This window comes from Streptosporangium sp. NPDC087985, assembly GCF_044741965.1.
GTDB lineage: Bacteria > Actinomycetota > Actinomycetes > Streptosporangiales > Streptosporangiaceae > Streptosporangium.
In genome coordinates this window covers 311607-335310 of the sequence record NZ_JBIUTQ010000002.1, presented here as the reverse complement: position 1 = coordinate 335310, position 23704 = coordinate 311607, and the positions used below count along the sequence as shown (strand labels likewise).

Here is a 23704-nt window from a genome sequence, read left to right as displayed (position 1 = left end):
AAGTATGAAATATCCGGCACATCGAGGGGCTGCGCCTCCACGATGTGGGACGTCCGCCGCGCGGGCGGGCCACCGGTGGCGGGCGGGGGCCGTCACGTGAGCTTTCCGTCCAGGACGGTCGGCCTGCCACGCAGGAAGGTGGCCACGACGCGGCCGGGAAGGGTCCTGCCCTCGTACGGCGTGTTGCGGCTCCTGGAGGCGTAACCGGCCGGGTCCACCTCGGCGCGCACGGTGGCGTCGTAGAGGGTGAGGTTGGCCGGGGCGCCGACCTCGATCGGCCGTCCGTGGCCCTCCAGCCGGCCGATCCTGGCCGGGGCGTGCGACATGCGCTCGGCGACACCGGCCCAGTCGAGCAGCCCGGTCTCCACCATGGCCTCCTGGACCACCGACAGCGCCGTCTCCAGGCCGATCATGCCCATGGCCGCGGCGGCCCACTCGGTCTCCTTGTCCTCGACCGGGTGCGGGGCGTGGTCGGTGGCGACGCAGTCGATCGTGCCGTCGGCCAGGGCCTCGCGCAGCGCCTCCACGTCCGCGCGGGTGCGCAGCGGCGGATTCACCTTGTAGATCGGGTTGTAGGAGCCCACGGGGGAGTCCTCGACGAGGTCGTCGGTGAGGAGCAGGTGGTGCGGGGTCACCTCGGCGGTGACGTTCCAGCCCTTCGACTTGGCCCAGCGGAGGATCTCCACGGAGCCCGCGGTGGACACATGGCAGACGTGCAGCCGGGAGCCGACGTGCGCGGCGAGGAGGCAGTCACGGGCGATGATCGCCTCCTCTGCGACCGCCGGCCAGCCGGTGAGGCCGAGCCTGCCGGAGACCGCGCCCTCGTTCATCTGCGCGCCGGAGGTCAGGCGCGGCTCCTGGGCATGCTGGGCGACCACGCCGTCGAAGGCCTTGACGTACTCCAGCGCACGGCGCATGAGCACCGCGTCGGAGACGCACTTGCCGTCGTCGGAGAAGACGCGGACGCGCGCGGCGGAGTCGGCCATCGCGCCGATTTCGGCCAGCCGCTCGCCCTGGAGACCGACGGTGACGGCGCCGACCGGACGCACGTCGCAGTGGCCGGCCTCCTGACCCAGGCGCCAGACCTGCTCGACGACGCCCGCGGTGTCGGCGACCGGCTCGGTGTTGGCCATCGCGTGCACGGCGGTGTAGCCGCCCATGGCTGCGGCGCGGGTGCCGGTGGCGACGGTCTCGGCGTCCTCACGGCCGGGCTCGCGCAGGTGGGTGTGGAGGTCCACCAGGCCGGGCAGGGCGATGAGGCCCCGGGCGTCGACCGTCTCGTCGCCGCTCAGCCCCCGGCCGAGCTCCGCGACGACGCCGTCGCGGATCAGGATGTCGCCCGGCTTGCCGCCGAGGATCTTCGCGCCCTTGATGACGGTGCTGGTCACTGGATCTCTCCCCCGAGGTCGGCGCCGCCAAGCAGCAGGTAAAGGACGGCCATGCGCGTGGTCACACCGTTGGCGACCTGCTCGACGATCGTCGAGCGCGGAGAGTCGGCCACCTCGGCCGCTATCTCCATTCCCCGGTTCATCGGGCCGGGGTGCATCACGATGGCCTCGTCATGCATCTTGGCGACGCGGTCGCGGTCGAGGCCGTAGCGGCGGCTGTACTCCCGCTCGGTGGGGAAGAACGCCGCGTTCATCCGCTCGCGCTGCACGCGCAGCATCATCACCACGTCCGACTTGGGCAGCACCGCGTCGAGGTCGTAGGAGATCTCGCACGGCCAGGAGTCCACGGTCACCGGGAACAGGGTGGGCGGGGCGACCAGGGTCACCTCGGCACCGAGCGTGTTCAGCAGCAGCACGTTGGAGCGGGCCACCCGGCTGTGCAGCACGTCGCCGACGATGGTGACCTTCCTGCCGTCCAGCGGTCCGAGACGGCGGCGCATGGTGAAGGCGTCGAGCAGGGCCTGGGTGGGGTGCTCGTGGGTGCCGTCCCCGGCGTTGACGACGCTGCCGCGCACCCAGCCGGCCAGGCGGTGCGGCGCGCCGGAGGCACCGTGCCGGATGACGACGGCGTCGGCGCCCATCGCCTCCAGGGTGAGCGCGGTGTCCTTGAGCGACTCGCCCTTGGAGACGCTGGAGCCTTTGGCGGAGAAGTTGATGACGTCGGCCGACAGTCGCTTGGCCGCGGCCTCGAAGGAGATCCTGGTCCGGGTGGAGTCCTCGAAGAAGAGGTTGACCACGGTACGGCCGCGCAGGGTCGGCAGCTTCTTGATGGAACGTTCCGAGATCTTGGCGAGCTCGTCGGCGGTGTCCAGGATGAGCAGGGCGTCGTCACGGCTCAGGTCGGCCGCCGAGATCAGATGCCGCTTCACTTACCGCCCTCCTTCAGGAGCAGGACGGCGTCGCGGCCGTCGTTCTCCTCCAGGTAGACCTTGACGATCTCGGACTTGGAGGTCGGGAGGTTCTTGCCGACGTAGTCGGCCCGGATGGGCAGTTCCCGGTGACCGCGGTCCACCAGGGCGGCGAGCTGGACGGCCTGCGGGCGGCCCAGGTCGTTGAGCGCGTCGAGCGCGGAGCGGACCGTGCGGCCGGAGTAGAGCACGTCGTCGACGAGGACGACGACTCTGCCGTCTATGCCCTCGGGGGGCAGCTCGGTGCGGCCCAGGGCTCGGGCGGGGCGCAGGCGGAGGTCGTCGCGGTACATCGTCACGTCAAGGGATCCGACGGGCACCGACCGGCCTTCGAACTGCTTGACGTACGCGGCCAGACGACGGGCCAGGTGGACGCCCCTGGTGGGGATTCCGAGCAGGACGAGGTCCTCGGCACCCTTGGTGCGCTCAAGGATCTCGTGGGAGATGCGGATCAGCGCGCGGTTGATGTCGGGCCCTTCGAGGACCGCGCGCGCGCCGCTGTGGGCATGCGAAATGGCATCAGCCAAAGAGAACACCACCTTTCCCGCCTCACAGGACGGGTCTTAAAGGAAGTCAACGCCCTCACGTTAGCAGCCGTACGGCGGCACGCCGGAGCCGGCCTCTTGATTCCGCAAAGGTGATGAATTAGCACATATGTCCACATAGTACCCCATGGCCTACGTAGATCATCAAACCGCCGTGGCGGGCCTGTCCTGCTTCCGGATGATGTACGGCGCCGGCGTGGAGGCGGTCTCCGCCTGCTTCCTGATGGCGCTCGTGGGTATCCCGATCTATATCCGGACCAAGGCGGAACGCGGCGAGTACGGCCCCGGGACGGGACTCCGGCGTCCTGGCCGTTCCGACAACGGCGAAGGAAGGCAAGGATGACCTTTCATGTCGACTCCGAGGTGGGCAGGCTCCATCGGGTCCTGCTGCACAAGCCCGAGCTGGCGCTGAAGCGGCTCACCCCGTCGAACAAGGACGACTTCCTCTTCGACGACGTGCTCTGGGTGCAACGCGCGATGGAGGAGCACGAGCAGTTCGAGCGGGTGCTGCACGACCGCGGCATCGCCGTCCACATGCTGGACGACCTGCTGCACGAGACGGCGGGGATCCCCGAAGCCCGCAAGTACATCCTCGATCACGTCATCGACGAGCGGTACTTCGGGCCGATGGCCGTCGACGCCCTCCGCAACGTGCTGGACGCGATGGACTCCGACGAGCTCGTGCTCTACCTCATCGGAGGCATCACCAAGAGGGAGCTTCTGGACAGGGGCACCGACCCCAAGAGCCTGGCGTTCCACACGCTCGCGCCCGACGGCTTCGTCCTGCCGCCGCTGCCCAACCACCTTTTCACCCGCGACACCTCCTGCTGGATCTACGGCGGTGTCTCCATCAACGCGATGAGGAAGAAGGCCCGCCAGCGCGAGACCGTGAACTACGAGGCCGTCTACCGTTACCACCCGATGTTCGCGTCCGGCTACGACAGGCCCGACGAGGGCGGCTACAACGTCTGGATGCGGGGACTGGCCACCGCTCCGGCCACCATCGAGGGCGGCGACGTACTCGTCATCGGCCGGGGCGCGGTACTGGTCGGGATGAGCGAGCGCACCCAGCCACAGGCGGTGGAGATGCTCGCGCGGAGCCTGTTCAGCAAGGGCGCGGCGGAGAGGATCGTCGCGCTGGACATGCCGAAGGCCCGGGCGTTCATGCACCTGGACACCGTCATGACGAACGTGGACGTGGGGGTCTTCACCAAGTTCGCCGGCCTGGGCATGCTCCCCTCCTACACGGTCGAGCCCGGCGACAACGAGAAGGAACTGAAGATCACCGACCACCCCGCGGAGGACATGCACAGGGCCATCGCCCGGGCCATCGATCTGGACGACATCAAGATCCTCACTCCCACGCAGGACGTCTACGCCGCCGCGCGGGAGCAGTGGGACGACGGCTGCAACGTGCTGGCCGTCGAACCCGGCGTGGTCATCGCCTACGAACGGAACACGACCACCAACGACTACCTGCGCGACAACGGAATCGAGGTGATCACGACCCCGGGCGGCGAGCTCGGCCGCGGACGCGGCGGCCCGCGCTGCATGAGCTGCCCGCTCGAACGCGACGGCATCTGACCCGCCCGTCTCCGTGATACTCAAAATCGGCGTGCCGGTGCTCCCGCCTCAAGCCGGAGCGTCCGATGAGGTCCGAGCAGGTCGAGGAGACCCAGAGCCAGCAAAAACCAGGGCAAACTTGGATAATTCACCCCAGAAGTCGGGACAAGTGCGGCGTTTGAGGAGGACCACACCGGATCGGATTCCGCATCTTTTTTCCAATCAGCTTGACCTTAGGCGCCCATCGCTTTACCGTCACTGTCCGTAACCACACCTCGCTGCGTTATCGGGTAAACCCCAGCCTCCCCGTCACCGAAGGTGCCTACCCCAGGCATCAACCCGGTGTTTGGGGCATATGTTGCGAGGGAGCACAATCAAGTGAAAGCAGTACATAACAGAGCCGGGGGGCCAAACGATGCCGTCTGAGTACGCCAAGTCGCTGGGTGCACGACTCCGCGCCATCCGCACCCAGCAGGGCCTGTCCCTGCACGGAGTCGAAGAGAAGTCCCGTGGACGCTGGAAGGCGGTTGTCGTCGGCTCCTACGAGCGCGGTGACCGCGCCGTAACGGTGCAGAAGCTTGCCGAGCTGGCCGACTTCTACGGAGTCCCGGTCTCGGAGTTGTTGCCAGGTGGCGCTGCCCCGAGCCCGCTCGGCCCGACACCGAAGCTTGTGATCGACCTTGAGCGTCTTGCCCAGCTCCCCAAGGAGAAGGCGGGCGCCCTCGCCCGCTATGCCGCCACAATCCAGAGCCAGCGTGGTGACTACAACGGCAAGGTGCTGTCCATCCGTCAGGAGGACCTGCGCTCCCTTGCCGTGATCTACGACAAGTCCCCTACCGAACTCACCGAGGAGCTCATCGGCTGGGGTGTCCTGGACCCCGAGGCGCGTCGCGCCGTCGACGCCTTCTGACGACCTGTCCGGTCGTGGGCACGCCGAGGGCTGACGCGCCCACGACCGGTGAATCCGGTTAATCTCGCCATCTCGTCAGAACATCGCCCGCATCCCGCCACGGGGGCGATCCCTGTGGTAGGAAAAGGCAAACATGGCATTTAACGAGATGTGGTGGACATGGCAGGGGGAGAGGATCGGCATGATCACTCTCAGACGCGTCCGAAAAACCGTCTCGACGCCTTCATGGCACTGCTGGGATCGACCAAGACCCGTGCCTTCCTGCGGCTGCTGACCTCCGTCGGAGGCAGCAGGACCCAGGACATCCTGAAGCTCCTGCCCTTCATCGTCATGGCCGTGGCGGCCCTGATCGACTTCGGCTCCGGCACGACGTCCGGCCTCCTGCCCCTGCTCGCCCTGGGGCCGGCCTTCGCCAGTGTGGCCTGCGGCCTGGCCAGGACCACGGTGATCGGCGTGATCGCCCTGGCGCTGTGCGTCGCACTCGGCCTCTACAACGACATTCTCTGGACACCCCGCACCAACATCACCATGCTCGCCATCCTCGGCGTCACGGTGGCCAGCGTGCTGGCCAGCGCCGGACGGCTCCGCCACGAGCGTCAGCTCGCCGACGTCCGCTCGGTGGCCGAGGCCGCCCAGCGCGTGCTGCTGCGGCCGGTGCCGCGCCGGGCGGGACCGGGGATCGGGGTCGCCGTCTCCTACACCTCGGCCACCGCGGAGGCCAGGATCGGCGGCGACCTGTACGAGGTCGTCACCACCCCGCACGGGGTCCGGATCATCGTGGGAGATGTCCAGGGCAAAGGTCTGGAGGCCGTGGAGACCGCCGCGGTGGTGCTCGGCGCCTTCCGAGAGGCGGCCCACGACGAGGCCAAGCTCCAGGGGGTGGTGGCCCGGCTGGAGAACGCCCTGACCCGGGAGCTGTCCGGCGAGCAGTTCGTCACCGCGATCCTGGCCGAGATCACCGGCGGGGCCTCCATCACCGTGATCAACTGCGGCCATCCGTCACCCATGGTGCTGAGCTCCGACTCCGAGCACTGGTTCGCCGATCCCCCGGATGAGGCGCTCCCCCTGGGTATGGGTTCGCTGAAGGCCAGCGAACCCATACCGCACCAGATCCCCTTCGAGCCGGGCGACCAGGTTCTCTTCTACACCGACGGAGTCATCGAGGCGCGCAACGGCGGCGGGGAGTTCTATCCCCTTCCCGCCAGGGCGCACCTGTTGAACGGCACCGATCCTCAGCTCTCCCTCGACGCGCTCCGTGCCGACCTGCTACGGCACGTGGGCCGCCCGCTGGGCGACGACGCCGCCATGCTCCTGCTACGCCACCGCGCGGCCCGTCCGGCGGCCTCCTCGGCGGCCTGAGCCGCGGGGGCGACGGCCGGCCGGACACGCAGGCGGACCAGGTCTAACCGGCGAGGGGGACACGGCCGGGCAGGGGCTGAGTGGGCACGCCCAGCAGCCTCTCCACCGTGGCGACGAACCGCTCCGCCTCGGAGATCAACTCCTCGGCGTCCCGTGCCGACACCACGCGGGTCAGCCCCGCCTCGGCCGAGGCCCGCTTGACCGCGCTCATCTCGAAATAGGGAGCCCAGTCGGCGAGCCGCGGCTCGGCCTCGGGCAGCAGCTCCCAGGCGCTGCGCAGCCGGCGCCGGCGGCCGTCCATGGGGCGTGGCCGCGCGGCCAGCACGGCGGCGGCGGCCCTGAGCGCCGACAGATGGGCGGCGACATAACGGGTGGCGGGGGTCCGGGCGGCGGCCGCCTCTTCCAGGCAGTCACGCGCGTCGGCCAGGTGCGCCCGCACCGTGGACGACAACCGGGGCCCGCCGGAATCGCTGAGCCGAGGGGTCATGTGCTTCAGCCTCCTAGGTCGCGAGCGGCTCCCGGCGTTCTCACCGGCGATGTCAACACTTGCAGACCTCACCGACAAATTCACCGGGCGGCCGGACGAGGAGCTTCCCCTCTCCCCGTCCGTCTCTACCCGGCCCGGCCGTCTGGGACGGCGCGGACATGATCGACCGCCCTGAACGTGATCCGCGAGTCTCACGTCATTACATCGAACATAAATTCGATCACTTGTAGTGTCAAGTAAAGCGACGGACAGAGGTCCGGTCTCCCCGGAAACGGCAAAGCCCCGGGAGGGCAGCACCTCCCGGGGCCTTCACCTGCGGCTATCGGACGAACCTGCCCCTCACGTGCACCGGCACGTCCTTGCCCAGCAGGCCGGGAAGCACCGCCGCCACGTTCATCGGGAGTCGGACGCAGCCGTGCGAGGCCGGGGCCAGCGGCACCGACAGCGCGCCGTGGAAGGCGATGCCGCCGTTGAAGAAGATCGGGTTGTAGAGCTGGCCGAGGTAGGACCTGTGCCAGCCGTCCCTGCGCCAGGTCGTCCTGTAGTCCCCCGTCGGCGTGCGGGCGTCGCCGCAGAACCGCTGCACCTTACCGTTCCAGTTCGCGGTCTCGCAGTACGGGATCCCGCTGCCGGAGGAGGTGTGGCTGATCAGCTTCACCCGGCCGTCGACGTAGAGGACCATCACCTGCTTGGTGAGGTTCATCTCGACCCGGGTCGGCCTGCCGCGGGGCACCAGCACCGGGGGCGCCACCGGGTTCTCCAGAGCCTTCCACGTCCTGCTCGCCACGGTGCTGGTCGGCGTGATGCCGTTGACCTTCTGGAAAGCCCAGACCGCGGCCTGGGTGGCCCCGCCGTACCGGCCGTCGATCCCACCGGGTGCGTAACCGAGTTCCTTCAGCCGGGTCTGGAGCACCGCGACCGCGGCACCCTTGGCGCCGATACTGAGCGTCTCACCGGGGGCGGCGAACACGGTCGTGCCGACGGCCTTCACCGTGACGGCCGGGGGCGCCACCGTGACGGTCTGGGCGTTCGCGGCGCCGGAGGAGCCGAGCGAGGAGAGGAGCACGGCCCCCGCTGTCATGAGCGCGGCCGCTCCGAGCCGCCGTTCAAACCCCACCCAAATCATCCCCTCATATCACCCGCGCTCGGATCAAGGGACCATAGCGCACGGATCATCCGTCTCCGCCATCAGTAATGAAGCGGTAATCAATGGTCAATCTGATTAGAGTGACCATGTGCCAGAAAAGTTGCATCCCAATGTTGAGAAGGTCGCCGCCGTCCTGGGCGAGCACGGTGTCTCCGGCGAGATCGTCGTGTTCTCGGAGGCCACGCCGACCGCCGCGACCGCCGCCGCGCAGCTCGGCTGCGAGATCGGTGCCATCGCCAACAGCCTGGTCTTCGACGCCGACGGAGCCCCGCTCCTGGTGCTCACCAGCGGCGCCCACCGGGTGGACACCGACCTGATCGCGGAGCGGGTCGGCGCGGCGAAGGTGAAGCGCGCCACCCCGGACTTCGTCCGTGCCGCCACCGGCCAGGTCATCGGCGGTGTCGCCCCGATCGGTCACCCCTCCCCGCTCAGGACGCTGATCGACACCTGGCTCGACAGGCACGCGGTGGTCTGGGCCGCCGCGGGCCATCCGCACACGGTCTTCCCCACCTCCTTCGCCGAGCTCGTCCGCATCACCGACGGCACCCCGGCGGACGTGGAGCGCTGACCACCGTCCGGGTCCGGGGAGGGCAGAGGGCGCCCAGGCGATCTACCGAGATCACCGAACGTGACCCAGACCCCTTTCGCCGGCCTGCCGGTCAGGGTGATGTCCGCCCTGCTAGGGTGCGGGGAATGATCGGACTGCGACAGGTCGGCCCCGGGGAGTTCATCGCCCGGCTGGACGCGGTCCTCGAGATATACACCGCGGCGATGAACCCCCCCTCCGACCAGCTGTCCGGCCGCAAGACGATCATGGGGAACCACGCCACCCACCCGGGGTTCACCTGCCTGTTCGCCGAGCGCCCGGACGGGACGCCGGTGGGGCTGGCCTACGGCTTCCACGGGGTCCCCGGGCAGTGGTGGCACGACGTCGTCCATCAGGCCATGGCGGAGCTGTACGGCGAGGGCAGCGCGCGCGGCTGGCTCGGCGACGCCCTGGAGCTCGCCGAGATCCACGTCCACCCCGACTACCAGGGCAAGGGCATCGGCCGGGCGCTGGTCACGGGCATGTGCGCCGGTCGCCCGGAACGCACCGCCGTACTGTCCACCCGCGACCAGCCCACCGCGGCCCGGCACCTCTACCGCAGCGTCGGGTTCGTGGACCTGCTCACCCAGTTCGTCTTCCCCGGCGGCTACGAGCGCTACGCGATCCTCGGAGCGGTGCTCCCGCTGAGGGCGTGACACCGGGAGACCTGCTCCGTCCGGTCGTTCCGGCGGGCGGGCCGGGGATGCGGTCGCGGACGGGCGGTCAGAGGGTCAGCGCGGCCGCCCTGGGCTCGGTGTCAAGGGCCTGGAAGACCTCGCGGGTCGCGCTGGAGCGGTTGAAGGTGATGAAGTGGATTCCGGGCGCGCCCGCGTCGAGCAGGGTCTGGCAGAGTTCGACGGCATGCTCGATGCCCAACCGGCGTACGGCGGCCGGATCGTCGGCGACGGCCTCGAACCTCGCCGCCACCTCCGCCGGGAACGGCGCGCCGGAGAGCTGCTCGGACCGGGCGATCGTGCTCATCTGGGTGACGGGCATGATGCCGGGGATGATCGGGGTGTCGCAGCCCTTGGCCGCCACCCGGTCGCGCAGTCGCAGATAGTCGTCCGCCCGGAAGAACATCTGGGTGATCGCGTAGTCGGCGCCCGCCCGGCACTTGCGCACGAAGTGCTCGGTGTCGGCCTCCACCGAGCCCGACCTGGGGTGCTTGTAGGGGAAGGCGGCCACGCCCACGCAGAAGTCGCCGGCCTGGCGGATCAGCCGGACCAGCTCGTCGGCGTAGAGCACGCCCTCGGGGTGGCGCACCCACTCCCCCGTCGGGTCGCCGGGCGGGTCGCCCCGCACGGCGAGCATGTTGCGCACGCCCGCGTCCGCGAAGCGGCCGACCAGATGGCGCAGCTCGCGGATGGAGTGGTTGACGGCGGTGAAGTGGGCGACAGGGGTCAGCGTGGTCTCGTGGGCGAGCCGCTCCACGATCTCGACCGTACGGTCGCGGGTGCCCCCGCCGGCACCGTAGGTGACCGACACGAACGCGGGGCGTAGCGCCTCCAGCTCCCGGATGGCCCGCCAGAGCTGCCGCTCGCCCTCGTCGGTCTTCGGCGGCATGAACTCGAAGGAGAACGACCGGCCACCGGCGGCGAGGATCTCGCGGACGGTGGGCACGCGGTCGGGAAGGACTGACGGGCGACCCAGAGCCATGGTCTCAGGGTACTGGCCGCGCTCTTGGGGTACTGACCGCCACGCCGGTCACAATAACCACAATAAGTGGCGAAACACCCACCTCTACAGATAGGAGTCATCCCTCAGGCCCGATAATGTCAGTGCATGACCATTTCCGCAGCCGCACTCGACACCATCCGCTCCGAAGTGGATCGTTCGCTCAGGGAATTCATTGAGCGGCAGCGACCTCAGGTAAGTGCTCCAGAGCTGGCTCCTCTCATTTCGGCCGCCGAGGAGTTCCTGGCGGGCGGGAAGCGGCTGCGGCCGGCATTCTGCTACTGGGGATGGTACGGCGCGGGAGGTGACGAGGACCCTGCGCTCTTCAGGGCCGCCGCGTCGCTTGAACTACTCCAGGCCAGCGCCCTGGTGCACGACGACGTGATGGACGCCAGCGACCTGCGCCGGGGCATGCCCTCGGCGCACCGCAGATTCCAGGCACTGCACGAGAAGGCCGGCTGGCATGGCTCCGCCGAGCAGTTCGGCGAGAGCGCCGCCGTCCTGCTGGGCAACCTGATGCTCATCTGGTCCGGCGAGATGTGGCGGGGCAGCGGCCTGCCGCCCGCCTCGCTGGCCGCGGCCCAGGAGGTCCACGACCACATGCGGACCGAACTGATGTGCGGCCAGTATCTGGACCTGCTGGAGCAGGCCCACGGCGAGAACAGCTTCGACAGCGCACTGCGGGTCGCCCTCTTCAAGAGTGGCAAATACTCGGTCGAGCAGCCGCTCCGGCTCGGCCTGGTGCTGGCCGCCCGGAGCCGCGCCCCGTGGATCGACCGGCTCTGCGAGGACTACGGCCAGTGCGTGGGCATCGCCTTCCAGCTCCGCGACGACATCCTCGGCGTGTTCGGCGACCCGGCCGAGACCGGCAAGCCCGCCGGTGACGACCTTCGGGAGGGCAAGCGGACGATGCTCATCGCCCGCACGCTCGCCGCGGCCTCCCCGGCCCAGGCGGAGACCGTGCGCAGCACGCTCGGCGACCGGGAGCTGGACGCGGCCGGGGTCGACCGGCTGCGTCAGATCATCGAGGAGACCGGGGCACTCCACGCGTGCGAGGAAATGATCAAGAAATATCTCGAAGACGCCCTGGGCTCGCTGGACGACGCCCCGATCACCGCGGAGGCCCGCACCGCCCTGGCCGAGCTGGCCGTGGCCGCGACATCCCGCCGCACCTGACCTGGTGCCGGGCCCGGCACCAGGTCGGGCCCGGCGCCGGTCAGCCCGAGCCGGTCAGCCGCCGCTGAAACTCCTCGGCGACCGCCTTCGGATCGTCTGCCTCGGTTATGGCCCGCACGACCACGACCCGGCGCACGCCGTACGACATGACCTCGTCCAGGTTGGTGAGGTCGATGCCGCCGATGCCGAACCAGGGTCGGTCGGTACCCAGGGACGCGGCGTGCCGGAGCAGGCCGGGCCCCGGAGCGGGCCGCCCGGGTTTGGTGGGTGTCGGCCAGATCGGGCCGCAGCAGAAGTAGTCGACCCCGGGTTCGACGGCGGCGGCGGACACCTCCTCGGCGGCGTGAGTGGAACGCCCGATGAGGATGTCGTCGCCGAGCATGTCGCGCACGACCGGCACCGGCAGGTCGCCCTGCCCGAGGTGGAGCACGTCGGGACGGGCCGCGTAGGCGATGTCCGCCCGGTCGTTGACCGCCAGCAGCCTGCCGTGGCGGTCACAGGCCGCGCGGAAGACCTCGAGGAGTTCGAGCTCCTCGCGCGCCTCCAAGCCCTTCTCGCGTAACTGCACGATGTCGACACCGCCCGCGAGGACCGCGTCGAGGAAGTCTGCGAGATCCCCACGGTCACGGCGGCCGTCGGTGCACAGATACAGGCGGGCGTCAGAAACCGAGGGCCTGGGCACGCCGCTTGACCTCGGTATGGCGGCCCGCGACGATCGCGTCCACCGGTGATCCCGGGAGGGTGTCGTCCGGGGTGAACAGCCACCGGAGCGACTCGACGTCGCTGTAGCCCGCGTCGAGCAGCACGGTGAGCGTGCCCGGCAGGCCCTTCACGACGTCGTCGGCGGCGAGGAAGGCGGCGGGGATCTGAGGCTCGCCACCCCCCCGTCGCACTCCGATGAGCTTGCGGTCCTTGAGGAGTTGCTTGGCGCGACCGGCACTGAGGTTGAGCCTCCTGGCCACCTCACTCAGGGTGAGCCACTCGCCCACCAACTGGTCGGTTTCCCGGTCGATCTGCGCAACAGAGAGCGTCACGAATCCACCACTACCACATCGAGCCTTTCGCCAAACACCCGGCAGCGAGGTTACGCCGCCGTACAGTCGCGCAACGCTACCGCAGGGTCGGCCAGGCGGCTGACGTCGAGACGCCGCCCGCGCTCGATGAGACGACGGCCCTGGACGAGGTCGCGGGGACGGTTGACCGCCAGCACCGCCGTGAGCCTGTCGTCTCCGGTCACCCAGCAGACCCCCCAGCTGGCGTCGGCCGCCGGATCCCCTCGCAGGATCATACGGCCGCCGTCGTGGTCCCCGGCGTACTGCACCATGTGGCCGAACTGCTCGGACCAGAAGTAGGGCACCGGGTCGTAGAGCGCCTCGTCACCCAGGAGCGTGGCCACGGCGACGTCGGGGGCGCCCAGCGCGGTGTCCCAGTGCTCGACCCGCAGGCGGCGCCCGTAACGGCGCGACCACCAGGCCGCGCAGTCGCCCACGGCGACCACGTCCGGCATCGAGGTGCGCAGGTGCTCGTCGGTGACGACCCCGTTGTCGAGTTCGAGACCGGAACCGGCGAGCCACTCGACCGCGGGCCGCACGCCGACGCCGGTGACGACCACGTCGGCCTCGACCACCGACCCGTCGGCCAGGATCAGCCCGCCCTGGTCGACCGAGGCGACCGCGGTGCCCAGGCGCAGGTCCACGCCCGCCTGGCCGTACCAGGAGACGGTGTGCGCGCCCACGGGGCCGAGGGCGGCGCTCAGGGGGACGTCGGCGGCCTCGACGACGGTCACCTCGCAGCCCGCCCTGCGGGCGGCGGTGGTGACCTCGGCACCGATCCAGCCCGCACCGATGACGGCGACCTTCGTCCCCGCGGTGAGCAGGGCGCGTAGTTCGAGCGCGTCGTCGATGGTGCGCAGGACGTGCTGCGGGCCGTCGCCGCGGAGGCGGATGGGGCGCGCGCCGGTGGCGATCACCAACCCGTCGTAGGCCAGCTCACCCTCGGTTGTCTCCACCACGCCTTCGCGCAGCCCCTTGGCGACGACGCCCGCGCGGAAGTCGACCTCCAGAGCGTCCAGGTCGGAGTCGACGACCGTGGAGTCGGTCTCGCCCAGCAGGACGCTTTTCGACAGCGGCGGGCGGTCGTAGGGCCTGTGCGCCTCCTCACCGATCAACGTGATCGTGCCGCCGAACCCGTGGGCCCGTAATGCCTCGACACTGCGCACGCCGGCCAGACCGGCGCCAACCACCACGACATGATTCACAACTAACGAGCCTAAGCGGCCAGGACGATCTCCTACCAACGCAGTTCAGTAACGAAAACGGTATTTAGCTCACATCCAACGCGATGATGGTGTCGTCCGCTGCCCTTAGGGTGGGAGGGACAAGACGCGCGGGAGCCCGGAACGTACCGGGCTGAGAGGAGGGCTGCGGAGCGACGGGGACCGCGGTGGGCCCGGTGACGTGCGAGAAGCGTCGCGCCTCAGGCGCGAGCGGGCACGGCAGGGGGCGTACGGCGATCCGGGCGCGGCCGCAAGCGGGCCCTCGACCGCCACGGACCTGATCCGGGTCATGCCGGCGAAGGGAGCGGAGCACGCATGGCGCACCACTTCGACGTCCTCGTCATCGGCGGGGGCATCGTAGGGCTGTCGGTGGCGTGGCGTACGGCCGGGCAGGGCCTGAAGGTGGCGGTGGTCGATCCCGCCCCGGCCTCGGGAGCCTCCCACGCCGCGGCGGGCATGCTGGCACCTGTCAGCGAGGTCGCCTACACCGAGGAGCCCCTCCTCCGGCTGGGCCTGGCCTCTCTGGAGAGGTGGCCGGCGTTCGCGGCCGAGCTCACCGCCGACAGCGGCCACGACCTCGACTACCGCACCGACGGCACGCTGGACGTCGCCTTCGGCGCCGACGACCTGGCGGTGCTGGACGACCTCGCCGCGTTCATCGACAAGCTGGGACTGCCCGCCGAGCGGCTCACCGGCCGCGAGTGCCGCCGCCTGGAGCCGATGCTCGCACCGGCCGTCCGGGGCGGCCTGCTGGCCGGGGCGGACGCGTGGGTGGACCCCCGGAGGGTCACCAGAGCCCTCCTGGCCGCTCTGGAGCGCCGGGGCGGCACGCAGCTGCGCACTCGGGCGACAGGACTGGAGACGGCCGCTGAGACGGTCACAGGAGTACGGCTGGCGACCGGAGAGGTCGTCGGGGCCGCCCAGGTGATCCTGGCGGCGGGGGCGTGGTCGGGGACGCTGGAGGGGCTGCCGCCCGAGGTGTTGCCGCCGGTGCGGCCGGTCAAGGGTCAGATCATGCGGCTGCGCTCCCCCACGCCGCTCCTCCGGCGATGCGTGCGGGGCGTCGTGCACGGCGCGCATGTCTACCTGGTGCCGCGCGGCGACGGGGAGGTGGTCGTCGGGGCGACCCAGGAGGAGATGGGGTTCGACACTCGCGTGACCGCCGGAGGGCTGTGGGAGCTGCTGCGCGACGCGCGGGAGCTGGTCCCCGGCGTGACGGAGCTGGAACTCGCCGACGTGGTCGCGGGGCTGCGCCCCGGCACCCCGGACAACCTGCCCCTGATCGGCCCCACCGCGCTGCCCGGCCTGTCCCTGGCCACGGGGCACCACCGGGGCGGGGTGCTGCTCGCCCCGCTCACCGCCGACCTCTTTTCGGGCGAGGCGGATCCGGAACTCTCGACGATCTGCTCGCCCCTGCGTTTCCAGGAGTACCCATGAATGTGACGATCAACGGCACCCCGCACGAACTGGCCACCGGGGCCACCGTGGCGGCGGCCGTGCTGACGCTGACCTCGGTCAGGAGCGGTGTGGCCGTGGCGGTGAACGACGAGGTCGTCTCGCGGAGCGCGTGGGACTCCACGGCGCTGGCGGAGGCCGACCGGGTCGAGGTGCTGACCGCGGTGCAGGGAGGGTGACGGACATGGACGACGATCTGATCATCGGCGGGGAGAAGTTCTCCTCCCGCCTCATCATGGGCACCGGGGGCGCGCCCTCGCTGGAGACCCTGGAGCAGTCGCTCGCCGCCTCCGGCACCGAGCTGACCACGGTTGCGATGCGGCGGCTGGACCCGTCCGCGCGGGGCTCCGTCCTCGACGTGCTGCGCCGGCGCGGCATCAAGGTCCTGCCGAACACCGCCGGCTGCTTCACCGCCGGGGAGGCCGTGCTGACCGCCAGACTGGCCAGGGAGGCGCTGGAGACCGACTGGGTCAAGCTGGAGGTCATCTCCGACGAGCGCACACTGCTGCCCGACCCGATCGAGACGTTCGACGCGGCCGAGCGGCTGGTCGCCGACGGGTTCACGGTGCTGCCCTACATCGGCGACGACCCGGCCCTGGCACGCCGGCTGGAGGCGGCGGGCTGCGCGGCGGTGATGCCGCTGGGCGCGCCGATCGGCTCGGGGCTGGGCATCCGCAACCCGCACAACATCGAGCTCATCGTGGAGTCGGCGAATGTGCCGGTGATCCTGGACGCCGGGATCGGCACGGCCAGTGACGCGACGCTGGCGATGGAGCTGGGCTGTGACGCGGTGCTGCTGGCCACCGCGGTCACCCGGGCGCAGCGGCCGGAGCTGATGGCGCAGGCCATGCGCTCGGCGGTCGTCGCGGGCCGCCAGGCCCGGCTGGCGGGGCGGATCCCCCGGCGGCGCTACGCGGAGGCGTCCTCTCCGATGAATCCGTAGGAAACAGTCAACTTCTCGGCATCGGTTTGGAACCGGAGGACCCTGCCAGGGCCAAATCGCCCCTAAACTCAGCCGCGTGGACACGACGCTTACGGACCCCCTCGTCGGGAAACTCCTCGACGGACGTTACCGCGTTGAGTCCCGGATCGCCCGGGGCGGCATGGCAACCGTCTATGTGGCTCTGGACATCCGGCTCGACCGCACGGTCGCCGTGAAGGTGATGCATCGTTCCCTCGCCGAGGACCCCACCTTCGTGCGGCGGTTCATCGGCGAGGCCAAGTCGGTGGCGAGCCTCTCCCACCCCAACGTGGTGCATGTCTTCGACCAGGGCACCGACGGAGACAACGTCTACCTGTCGATGGAGTACGTGCCGGGACGCACCCTGCGCGACGTGCTCCGTGCCCGGGGCAGGCTGCCCGCCCGCGAGGCCCTCGAAGTCATGATCCCGGTGCTCGCCGCACTGGGCGCCGCGCACCAGGCCGGGATGGTCCACCGGGACGTCAAACCGGAGAACGTACTGCTCAGTGACGACGGCCGGATCAAGGTGGTGGACTTCGGCCTGGCCCGCGCGATCGAGGCGACCAACCAGACGCGGACGGGCGTCATGATCGGCACCATCGGCTACATGTCACCCGAGCAGGTGACCTCCGGAGCCGCCGACGTCCGCAGCGACGTCTACTCGGCCGGGATCATGCTGTTCGAACTCCTCACCGGCCGCCAGCCGTACGAGGGTGACACCCCGATGTCCGTGGCCTACCGGCACGTGCACGACACCGTGCCGGTGCCCTCGACCCTGTTGCCAGGCATCCCGCCGCTGCTGGACACGCTGGTGGCCCAGGCGACGGCCCGCGACCCCGCGGGCCGTCCGGCGGACGCCACCGCTCTGCTGGTCGCCGCGGTGGAGGCACACCGGGTGCTGCCCAAGGAGAGCGGCCCGGTGCCGTCCGCCCCGGCCAGCCCCCCGCCAGGCCAGGACTCGGCGCCCCCACCGGCCAACCAGACCCTGATCCAGCCGCGCGTCGACCTGCTCACCGGCCCCGTCTCCGATGTCGCCGCACCCGCCTTCCGGGCCGAGAGGGGATTCCGTCCGAACTGGTTCGTGATCGCGCTGGCCTTGACGATGGTGGCCGCGGTGGGGGTGACCGGCTGGCTGTTCTCCCAGAACCCCACCATCACGGTGCCCACGCTGGTCGGCAAGAACATCACGATCGCCGACAACGAGGCCCGCCGGCTCGGCTTCATCGTCGAGATCGGCAAGGCCGAGAACAACGAGAAGGTGCCCAAGGGCATCGTGATACGGACCGACCCGGTGGCGGGCACCGAGACGGAGGGCAAGGCCAGGCTGCTCCTCATCGCGTCGGCGGGCCCCAAGCGGGTCTCCGTGCCCAACGTCGCCGGCATGAGCCAGGACGAGGCCACGGCGAAGCTGGCCGAGGCCGGGCTGGGTGTCAACAACGTCAAGAAGCAGTCCAGTGAGACTGTGCCGCGCGGCCAGGTGGTACGGACCAGCCCCGCGGGGGGCAACCAGGTCAAGGAGGGCAGCAAGGTCGACCTGATGATCAGCGCGGGCCTGGTCATGCCCGACGTCAAGGGCATGACCCGCGACCAGGCCGAGGCCACGCTGCGCGGCATGGGCCTCGCGCCCGAGTCCGTCGAGCAGGCCGACGCCGCCCCGCCCTGCACGGTCATCGCCCAGGACCCCGAGCCCAACACGGAGATCGACAAGGGTGCCGCCGTCCGGCTGACCCTGTCGCCGTGCGCTCCCCCCGAGGGGCACTGGCCCTGGGAGAACAACGACCAGAACGCCAACGAAGAGCAGGTGATCGTCATTCCCAACGTGGTGTTCAAGGACGTCAGGACCGCCCGGCAGGAGCTGCGCGCCGCGGGGATGAGGGTGAAGGTGAAAAGAGGCTCGGGCCACCGGGCCATGGTCCGGGCCCAGGTCCCGCCGGCCGGGCAGCAGGTTCCGCCGGGCACCGAGGTGACCCTCTACTGAGCCAGGCACGTAAGGGCCCGGTCTCCACGCGCGGAGACCGGGCCCTCCGGCTTTCCCCGGTTCCCTCTCGGCCGGCCGGGCGCGTCAAGCGCCGCTGAGGAAGCCGTGCAGGCGGATCCGGGCGAGGCCCCCGTCGGGGTAGATGTCCACCCGGACGTGGGTGGCCACGGGCGCGTCGTCGATCCGGAAGCGGTGCGGGGTGTCGGGCTGCAGCCGGGTCCTGGGCAGCAGCTCGGACCAGGTCTCCCCGTCGGTGGTGCCCCTGATCGAGACCGAGCCCGGGGCGTTGAACAGCAGGTTGGTCGTGTCGATCTCGGCGAGCTTGACGATGCCGGGGCCCGCCAGGCGGATCAGCAGCCAGTCGTTGCCGTCGTCGCGGCGGCGGGCGGTCTCCCAGCCCTCGGCCTGGTGCCGGGCGAGGCCGGGAGCGATGACGTTGTTGGGCGAGGAGTAGAACTCGTTGGAGCAGCCGACGACCAGCGCGCCGTTCGCCAGCGCGGCCAGGTCCAGGCCGAGGCCGTCGTACAGGGTCAGGTCGGGCCTGACCTCGCCGTGCACGCGCAACCGGGCGATACCCCCGTCGGGGAACATGTTCAGCCGGACGTGCGTGTGGCGCCGCTCGCCGGTCACGTCGAAGAAATGCTCGACGTCGCCCCTGAGGTCGCTCCTCGGGACGATCTCCGCCCAGCCGGCGTCCGCCAGCTCGGCGACCGTGGGATACCCCTCGACCGCTGTGGCCTCGACGGAGGCCTGCGGCGGGTAGTTGCCCCGGAACCACGCGGTGTCGATCACCACACCGCGGATCACACCGGGCAGGCCGAGCCGGATGAGTGCCCAGTCGTGGCCGGGCTCGCGTCGCCGCCGGGTCTCCCAGCCGTCGTAGACCTGCCCCTTGGGGCCGAAGGTGTGCGCCTGGAAGCCGGGACGGCCGGGGCGGATCAGGTTCTCCCGTTCGGCGAAGGACTCGTCGCTGGCCGCGACGACCGAGCCGCCGAGAGTGCGCAGGGCGAGGTCGGGCAGTGCGGTGAACTCGATCATGGGAGAAACCTTCCCTCGGGAGCGTCGCCCACGGCCCGGCCGCGCAGCCAGGTCGCGCGGACCACGCCGCGTAGCGTCCTGCCGTGGTAGGGCGTGACCGGATTCCTGTGGTGCAGGGCGGCCATGTCCACGGGATGTTCGGCGTCGGCGTCGAAGGCGACCAGGTCGGCGTCATTGCCCACGGCGATGGCGCCCTTGCCGTCCAGCCGGGCCAGCGCCGCCGGGTTTCCGGCCATCCACCGGACCACCTGGCCGAGACCGTACCCGCGCTGCGAGGCCCCGGCCCAGACCGCCGGCAGGCCGAGCTGGAGGGAGGAGATCCCACCCCAGGCCGCGGCGAAGTCCGGCATCTTCAGGTCCGGGGTGCAGGGCGAATGGTCGGAGACGACGCAGCTCAGCACGGCGTCGGCGAGCCCCCGCCAGAGCTCCTCGCGGTTGGCCGACGAGCGGATCGGCGGGCAGCACTTGAACTGGGTCGCGCCGGGCGGCACCTCCTCGGCCGTCAGCGTCAGGTAGTGCGGGCAGGTCTCGGCGGTGATCCGCACTCCCCGCCGCCGCGCCTCCGCCAGCGGCTCCAGGCAGAGCGCGGACGACACGTGCAGGATGTGCGCCCGCACGCCCGTCTCCCCCGCCAGCGCGATGACCCGCTCGACCGCCCGGCGCTCGGCCTGGCCGGGACGGGAGTCGAGGAACTCGGGATAGCCGGGGCCCGCCGGCTCCCCGAGCAGGGCCGGGTCCTCGGCGTGGACGACCAGCAGGCCGTCGAAGGAGGCGATCTCCACCATGACCGTCCGTAGCTCGTCGGCGCCGAGCGGCGGGAACTCCTCCACCCCGGACGGCGACAGGAAGCATTTGAAACCACGCACCCCGGCCTCGTGCATGGCCTTGAGCTCCTTGACGTTCCCGGGGACCGCGCCGCCCCAGAAGCCCACGTCCACCAGGCACTGCCCGGCCGCGGCCCGTTTCTTCTCGGCCAGCGCGCCCACGTTCACGGTCGGCGGCAGCGAGTTGAGCGGCATGTCGACGATCGTGGTGACGCCGCCGGCCGCCGCGGCCCGGGTGGCGGAGGCGAAGCCCTCCCAGTGCGTCCGCCCGGGCTCGTTGACGTGCACGTGGGTGTCCACGAGGCCGGGCAGTAGCGCGGTGCCGCCGAGGTCGACCTGCTCTGCGGCGTCCAGGGCGGCGTCGTAGGCGTGCAGGCCGGTGATCCTGCCCTCCCGCACGGTCACCGCCGCCGGCCCCTCCCCGCCGGGCAGTACGGCCCGGCGCGACCGGATGACCAGATCCATCACGTCTTCGGCCCGCACGCTCAGCGCCTCCCGCGTTCCTCGCCCGCCGGCCGGACCGCCCGCGCCGTGGTGCGGCGCGGGTCATCCGGTGGCCGGCCATCCGTCAAAGGTGTTTCCGCCCGACCTCGCGCGCGAGCCGCTCCAGCAGCGGTCCCGCCTTGGACATGCACACGGCCGGGTCGGGCTCGATGTCGGTGAGCGCGTAGGCGGCCGTGATGCCCGCCGCGTTCAGCTCGTCGTCGCCGAGGGCGCGGCGGCCGCAGACCGCGACGACGGGGACCCCGGCCTTGGCCGCGGCGGCCGCCACCCCGGCGGGGGCCTTCCCGCGCAGGGTCTGCCCGTCCAGCGAGCCCTCACCGGTGATGACGAGGCGGGCGCCGTCGAGCCGCTCGTGGAAGCCGAGCAGATCGAGCAGGTACTCGATACCGGGGCGGATGTCGGCGGACAGGAAGGCCAGGGCGGCGAAGCCCACTCCCCCCGCGGCGCCCGCGCCCGGCTGGGCGGCCACGCCCATGGGGCGGACGATCCCGTCGTGCTCGATGGCGCCGGCCAGGCCGTGGGTGTGCGCGGCGACGGCGGCGAGCCGGGCGAGGGCTCCTTCGAGGAGCTTCACCTCCTCGGGACTCGCGCCCTTCTGCGGGCCGTACACGGCGGCGGCGCCGTGCGGGCCCAGCAGCGGGTTGTCGACGTCACTGGCGACGACGAACTCGACATCGCCAATCTCCATAAGTCCGGATTTATCAATTTTTTCTAGGGTGCGCAGGGCGGCGCCACCGGGTGGCAGCTCCTGCCCGCCGGCGTCGAGGAACCGCACGCCCAGCGCCCGCATCATGCCGGCGCCGCCGTCGGTGCAGGCGCTGCCGCCCAGCCCGAGCACGATCCGCCGGGCGCCGCGCCGTACGGCATGGGCGATCAGCTCGCCGGTGCCGTAGCTGGTCGCGGTCAGCGGCTGGAGATCACCGGGCAGGCGGCGCAGGCCGGACGCCTCGGCGAGCTCGACGACGGCCGTCGGCACCTCGTCCGCCCCGGGGGAGGACGCGGAGTACGGGCCGGCGTCCCCGGCGGGGGCGGCCTCCCGCCAGGCGTAGGCGGCGCGGACCGGCTGCCCGGTGGGACCGGTGACCTCGACCTCGACGCGGGTGAACCCGCAGGCCACGACGGCGTCCACGGTGCCGTCGCCGCCGTCGGCCACCGGCAGCGCGACCGTGACGACCTCCGGGCCCAGACCCGCCGCCACGCGGGCGGCGACCTCGGCCCCGGTCAGCGACCCCTTGAACTTGTCCGGGGCGATGAGGACATGTCCCGAAAACTCAGACAACCCTGCTCCCTGTGGAGAATCGGCGGCCACGCGCTTCCGCCCGATGTGAGCGGTCGGAAGCACGTCCCGGAATCCGGTGAGATGGACGACCATCATCACATCCGCCCCTCGGCGGACTCCCACCGCATCGGCGGAGCCCGCTCAGGGCCCGGCCTCCGGACGCGCGGTGAAGCCCCGTTCCCCGGCGAGCCGCATGAGGCGGCGATGGGCCTCCCTTCCCGCGCGGCCGAGCTTGTCCTGAGCGACCGTGCGCAGTTCGTCGTCCTCGACGACCGTCTCGCCGCCCACCAGGAGGCGGGCCAGCGGAGGTTGCCGGCTGCCGAAGACCAGGGCGCAGACCGGGTCGGTGACGGCCGAGGCGAAGGGGCCGCCGGTCCGCCACAGGGCGATGTCGGCGAGCTTGCCGGCCTCCAGGGAGCCGATCTCCTCCTGGCGGCCCAGGTTCCTGGCCCCGCCGAGGGTGGCGATCTCCAGGGCCTGCCGGGCGGTGAGCGCGGTGGGCCCGTACCTGGCCCGCTGGAACAGCAGGGCCTGGCGCATCTCCCCGGACAGGGAGGTCAGCTCGGCGGAGGCGCTGCCGTCCACCCCGAGACCGACGACGGCGCCGCGCCGGAGCATCTCCGACACCCGGGCGATGCCGGCGCCGAGGCGGCCGTTGGAGCTCGGGCAGTGCGCGGAGCCGGTACCGGTCTGGGCGAACGTGCCGATGTCGGCGTCGCTCAGGTGGACCGCGTGGGCGAACCACACGTCCGGGCCGAGCCAGCCGAGCCTCTCCATGTAGTCGACCGGGCGCAGACCGACCTGGGCCAGGCAGTGCTCCTCCTCGTCGAGGGTCTCGGCGAGATGGGTGTGCAGGCGCACGCCCTTGGACCTGGCCAGCGCGGCGGCCTCGATCATCAGCTCGGCGCTGACCGAGAACGGCGAGCACGGGGCGACCGCGACGCGCAGCTTCGAGGAGAAGGACGGGTCGTGGTAGGTGTCGACGGCCTCGGCCGTGGCGGCGAGGATCTCGTCGAGCCTCTCGACCACGACGTCCGGCGGCAGGCCGCCCTGGGACTCTCCGCGGTCCATCGATCCCCGGGCGGGGTGGAAGCGGATGCCCAGCTCCCGGGCCGCCTCGATCTCCGCGGCGAGCAGGTCGCCGCGGCCCTTGGGGAAGACGTAGTGGTGGTCGGAGGAGGTGGTGCAGCCGGACAGTGCCAGATAGCCCAGGCCCGCGCCCGCCGCTCCCTTGACAACCTCGGCGTCCATGGCGGCCCACACCGGGTAGAGCGCCACCAGCCATTCGAAGAGCGTGGCGTCCTGGGCCAGCCCCTGGGAGGCCCACTGGTAGAGGTGATGGTGGGTGTTGACCAGGCCGGGGGTGGCCAGGCAGCCGGTGCCGTCGATCCTGGTGGCGTCCGGGACGGCCGGGGCGGGGCCGGAACCGAGCGCCGTGATCCTGTCGCCCTCGACGTGGATGTGGCCGGAGAGGATCTCCGGGCCCACCACCGGGGCGATGTGGACGTTCTCGATCAGGACGGCGCTCACGGGGTCTCCTCCTCCAGCGGCTCGCGGACCGCGCGCGTGACGCCCGGCCACCCGTCG

At 71.0% G+C, this 23704-nt stretch carries 24 protein-coding genes; 11 read left to right on the top strand and 13 right to left on the bottom strand.

Translation table 11 applies throughout. The annotated features are described in order from the left end of the window. Positions 1-92 precede the first annotated feature (92 nt). From ACIN94_RS06740 to pyrR, 3 genes are read right to left on the bottom strand one after another with little or no spacing between them, the layout of a single operon-like run. Positions 93-1388 (bottom strand): dihydroorotase, encoded by a 1296-nt coding sequence (locus ACIN94_RS06740; protein ID WP_400700560.1) that lies wholly within the window; start codon positions 1386-1388, stop codon positions 93-95. After that, positions 1385-2317 carry an aspartate carbamoyltransferase catalytic subunit gene (locus tag ACIN94_RS06735; RefSeq protein WP_400700558.1) on the bottom strand — a complete coding sequence of 311 codons (933 nt, stop codon included), beginning with the start codon at positions 2315-2317 and terminating at the stop codon, positions 1385-1387. The genes ACIN94_RS06740 and ACIN94_RS06735 overlap by 4 nt, the downstream gene beginning before the upstream one ends. After that, complete coding sequence (gene pyrR / locus ACIN94_RS06730) at positions 2314-2883, bottom strand: bifunctional pyr operon transcriptional regulator/uracil phosphoribosyltransferase PyrR (RefSeq protein WP_400700556.1); 570 nt, start codon at positions 2881-2883, stop codon at positions 2314-2316. Before pyrR ends, ACIN94_RS06735 begins: the two co-directional genes overlap by 4 nt. A 145-nt stretch (positions 2884-3028) precedes the next feature. Between pyrR and ACIN94_RS06725 the strand changes: the two genes are divergently transcribed. From ACIN94_RS06725 to ACIN94_RS06710, 4 genes are all read left to right on the top strand, one after another. After that, the gene (locus ACIN94_RS06725) at positions 3029-3244 is read left to right on the top strand and encodes a hypothetical protein (RefSeq protein WP_400700554.1); all 216 of its coding nucleotides are present in this window, start codon (positions 3029-3031) and stop codon (positions 3242-3244) included. Continuing rightward, positions 3241-4485, top strand: a complete 1245-nt coding sequence (locus tag ACIN94_RS06720) for an arginine deiminase (protein ID WP_400700552.1) — start codon at positions 3241-3243, stop codon at positions 4483-4485. The genes ACIN94_RS06725 and ACIN94_RS06720 overlap by 4 nt, the downstream gene beginning before the upstream one ends. Before the next feature lie 394 nt (positions 4486-4879). Beyond that, positions 4880-5374, top strand: a complete 495-nt coding sequence (locus tag ACIN94_RS06715; RefSeq protein ID WP_400700550.1) for a transcriptional regulator — start codon at positions 4880-4882, stop codon at positions 5372-5374. Between the two features lie 225 nt (positions 5375-5599). Then, positions 5600-6733: a PP2C family protein-serine/threonine phosphatase gene (locus ACIN94_RS06710; RefSeq protein ID WP_400700548.1), complete on the top strand. Its 1134-nt coding sequence runs from the start codon at positions 5600-5602 to the stop codon at positions 6731-6733. 43 nt (positions 6734-6776) lie between these two features. Here the strand turns inward: ACIN94_RS06710 and ACIN94_RS06705 are convergent, their stop codons facing one another. Both ACIN94_RS06705 and ACIN94_RS06700 read right to left on the bottom strand, forming a co-directional pair. Then, the gene (locus ACIN94_RS06705) at positions 6777-7220 is read right to left on the bottom strand and encodes an SAV_6107 family HEPN domain-containing protein (RefSeq protein ID WP_400700546.1); all 444 of its coding nucleotides are present in this window, start codon (positions 7218-7220) and stop codon (positions 6777-6779) included. Between the two features lie 319 nt (positions 7221-7539). Continuing rightward, the gene (locus ACIN94_RS06700) at positions 7540-8346 is read right to left on the bottom strand and encodes a peptidoglycan-binding protein (RefSeq protein WP_400700544.1); all 807 of its coding nucleotides are present in this window, start codon (positions 8344-8346) and stop codon (positions 7540-7542) included. A 109-nt stretch (positions 8347-8455) separates the two neighbouring features. Between ACIN94_RS06700 and ACIN94_RS06695 the strand changes: the two genes are divergently transcribed. Further along, positions 8456-8935, top strand: coding sequence for a YbaK/EbsC family protein (locus ACIN94_RS06695; RefSeq protein ID WP_400700542.1), 480 nt, complete (start codon positions 8456-8458; stop codon positions 8933-8935). Positions 8936-9060: 125 nt separating this feature from the next. Next, positions 9061-9609: a GNAT family N-acetyltransferase gene (locus tag ACIN94_RS06690; protein ID WP_400700540.1), complete on the top strand. Its 549-nt coding sequence runs from the start codon at positions 9061-9063 to the stop codon at positions 9607-9609. A gap of 67 nt (positions 9610-9676) precedes the next feature. On the opposite strand, the gene metF is transcribed toward ACIN94_RS06690, so the two are convergent. Next, positions 9677-10609 (bottom strand): methylenetetrahydrofolate reductase [NAD(P)H], encoded by a 933-nt coding sequence (gene metF / locus ACIN94_RS06685; RefSeq protein WP_400700538.1) that lies wholly within the window; start codon positions 10607-10609, stop codon positions 9677-9679. Between the two features lie 126 nt (positions 10610-10735). On the opposite strand from metF, the gene ACIN94_RS06680 reads away from it, so the two are divergent. Beyond that, positions 10736-11803 (top strand): polyprenyl synthetase family protein, encoded by a 1068-nt coding sequence (locus ACIN94_RS06680; RefSeq protein WP_400700536.1) that lies wholly within the window; start codon positions 10736-10738, stop codon positions 11801-11803. Between the two features lie 40 nt (positions 11804-11843). Here the strand turns inward: ACIN94_RS06680 and thiE are convergent, their stop codons facing one another. The 3 genes from thiE to ACIN94_RS06665 are packed head-to-tail and all read right to left on the bottom strand — an operon-like array spanning position 11844 to position 14060. Beyond that, the gene (gene thiE, locus ACIN94_RS06675; RefSeq protein ID WP_400700534.1) at positions 11844-12485 is read right to left on the bottom strand and encodes a thiamine phosphate synthase; all 642 of its coding nucleotides are present in this window, start codon (positions 12483-12485) and stop codon (positions 11844-11846) included. Next, positions 12463-12837: an Rv2175c family DNA-binding protein gene (locus tag ACIN94_RS06670; protein ID WP_400700532.1), complete on the bottom strand. Its 375-nt coding sequence runs from the start codon at positions 12835-12837 to the stop codon at positions 12463-12465. Before ACIN94_RS06670 ends, thiE begins: the two co-directional genes overlap by 23 nt. A gap of 50 nt (positions 12838-12887) precedes the next feature. Further along, complete coding sequence (locus ACIN94_RS06665; protein ID WP_400700530.1) at positions 12888-14060, bottom strand: NAD(P)/FAD-dependent oxidoreductase; 1173 nt, start codon at positions 14058-14060, stop codon at positions 12888-12890. Positions 14061-14393: 333 nt separating this feature from the next. Here ACIN94_RS06665 and thiO point away from each other — a divergent pair, with 333 nt between their 5' ends. From thiO to pknB, 4 genes are all read left to right on the top strand, one after another. Continuing rightward, the gene (gene thiO / locus ACIN94_RS06660) at positions 14394-15515 is read left to right on the top strand and encodes a glycine oxidase ThiO (protein WP_400700528.1); all 1122 of its coding nucleotides are present in this window, start codon (positions 14394-14396) and stop codon (positions 15513-15515) included. Continuing rightward, positions 15512-15712 carry a sulfur carrier protein ThiS gene (gene thiS, locus ACIN94_RS06655; protein WP_400700526.1) on the top strand — a complete coding sequence of 67 codons (201 nt, stop codon included), beginning with the start codon at positions 15512-15514 and terminating at the stop codon, positions 15710-15712. Before thiO ends, thiS begins: the two co-directional genes overlap by 4 nt. A gap of 5 nt (positions 15713-15717) precedes the next feature. Then, complete coding sequence (locus ACIN94_RS06650; RefSeq protein WP_400700524.1) at positions 15718-16476, top strand: thiazole synthase; 759 nt, start codon at positions 15718-15720, stop codon at positions 16474-16476. Positions 16477-16552: 76 nt separating this feature from the next. After that, positions 16553-18472, top strand: coding sequence for a Stk1 family PASTA domain-containing Ser/Thr kinase (pknB, locus tag ACIN94_RS06645; protein ID WP_400700522.1), 1920 nt, complete (start codon positions 16553-16555; stop codon positions 18470-18472). An 84-nt stretch (positions 18473-18556) separates the two neighbouring features. On the opposite strand, the gene alc is transcribed toward pknB, so the two are convergent. The 4 genes from alc to ACIN94_RS06625 form a co-directional block, all read right to left on the bottom strand. Continuing rightward, complete coding sequence (gene alc, locus ACIN94_RS06640; protein ID WP_400700520.1) at positions 18557-19510, bottom strand: allantoicase; 954 nt, start codon at positions 19508-19510, stop codon at positions 18557-18559. Beyond that, positions 19507-20817: an allantoinase AllB gene (gene allB / locus ACIN94_RS06635; RefSeq protein ID WP_400700518.1), complete on the bottom strand. Its 1311-nt coding sequence runs from the start codon at positions 20815-20817 to the stop codon at positions 19507-19509. Before allB ends, alc begins: the two co-directional genes overlap by 4 nt. Before the next feature lie 85 nt (positions 20818-20902). Further along, positions 20903-22117, bottom strand: a complete 1215-nt coding sequence (locus ACIN94_RS06630) for a glycerate kinase (RefSeq protein WP_400700516.1) — start codon at positions 22115-22117, stop codon at positions 20903-20905. Positions 22118-22258: 141 nt separating this feature from the next. Further along, positions 22259-23647, bottom strand: coding sequence for an 8-oxoguanine deaminase (locus ACIN94_RS06625; RefSeq protein ID WP_400700514.1), 1389 nt, complete (start codon positions 23645-23647; stop codon positions 22259-22261). Positions 23648-23704 lie beyond the last annotated feature (57 nt).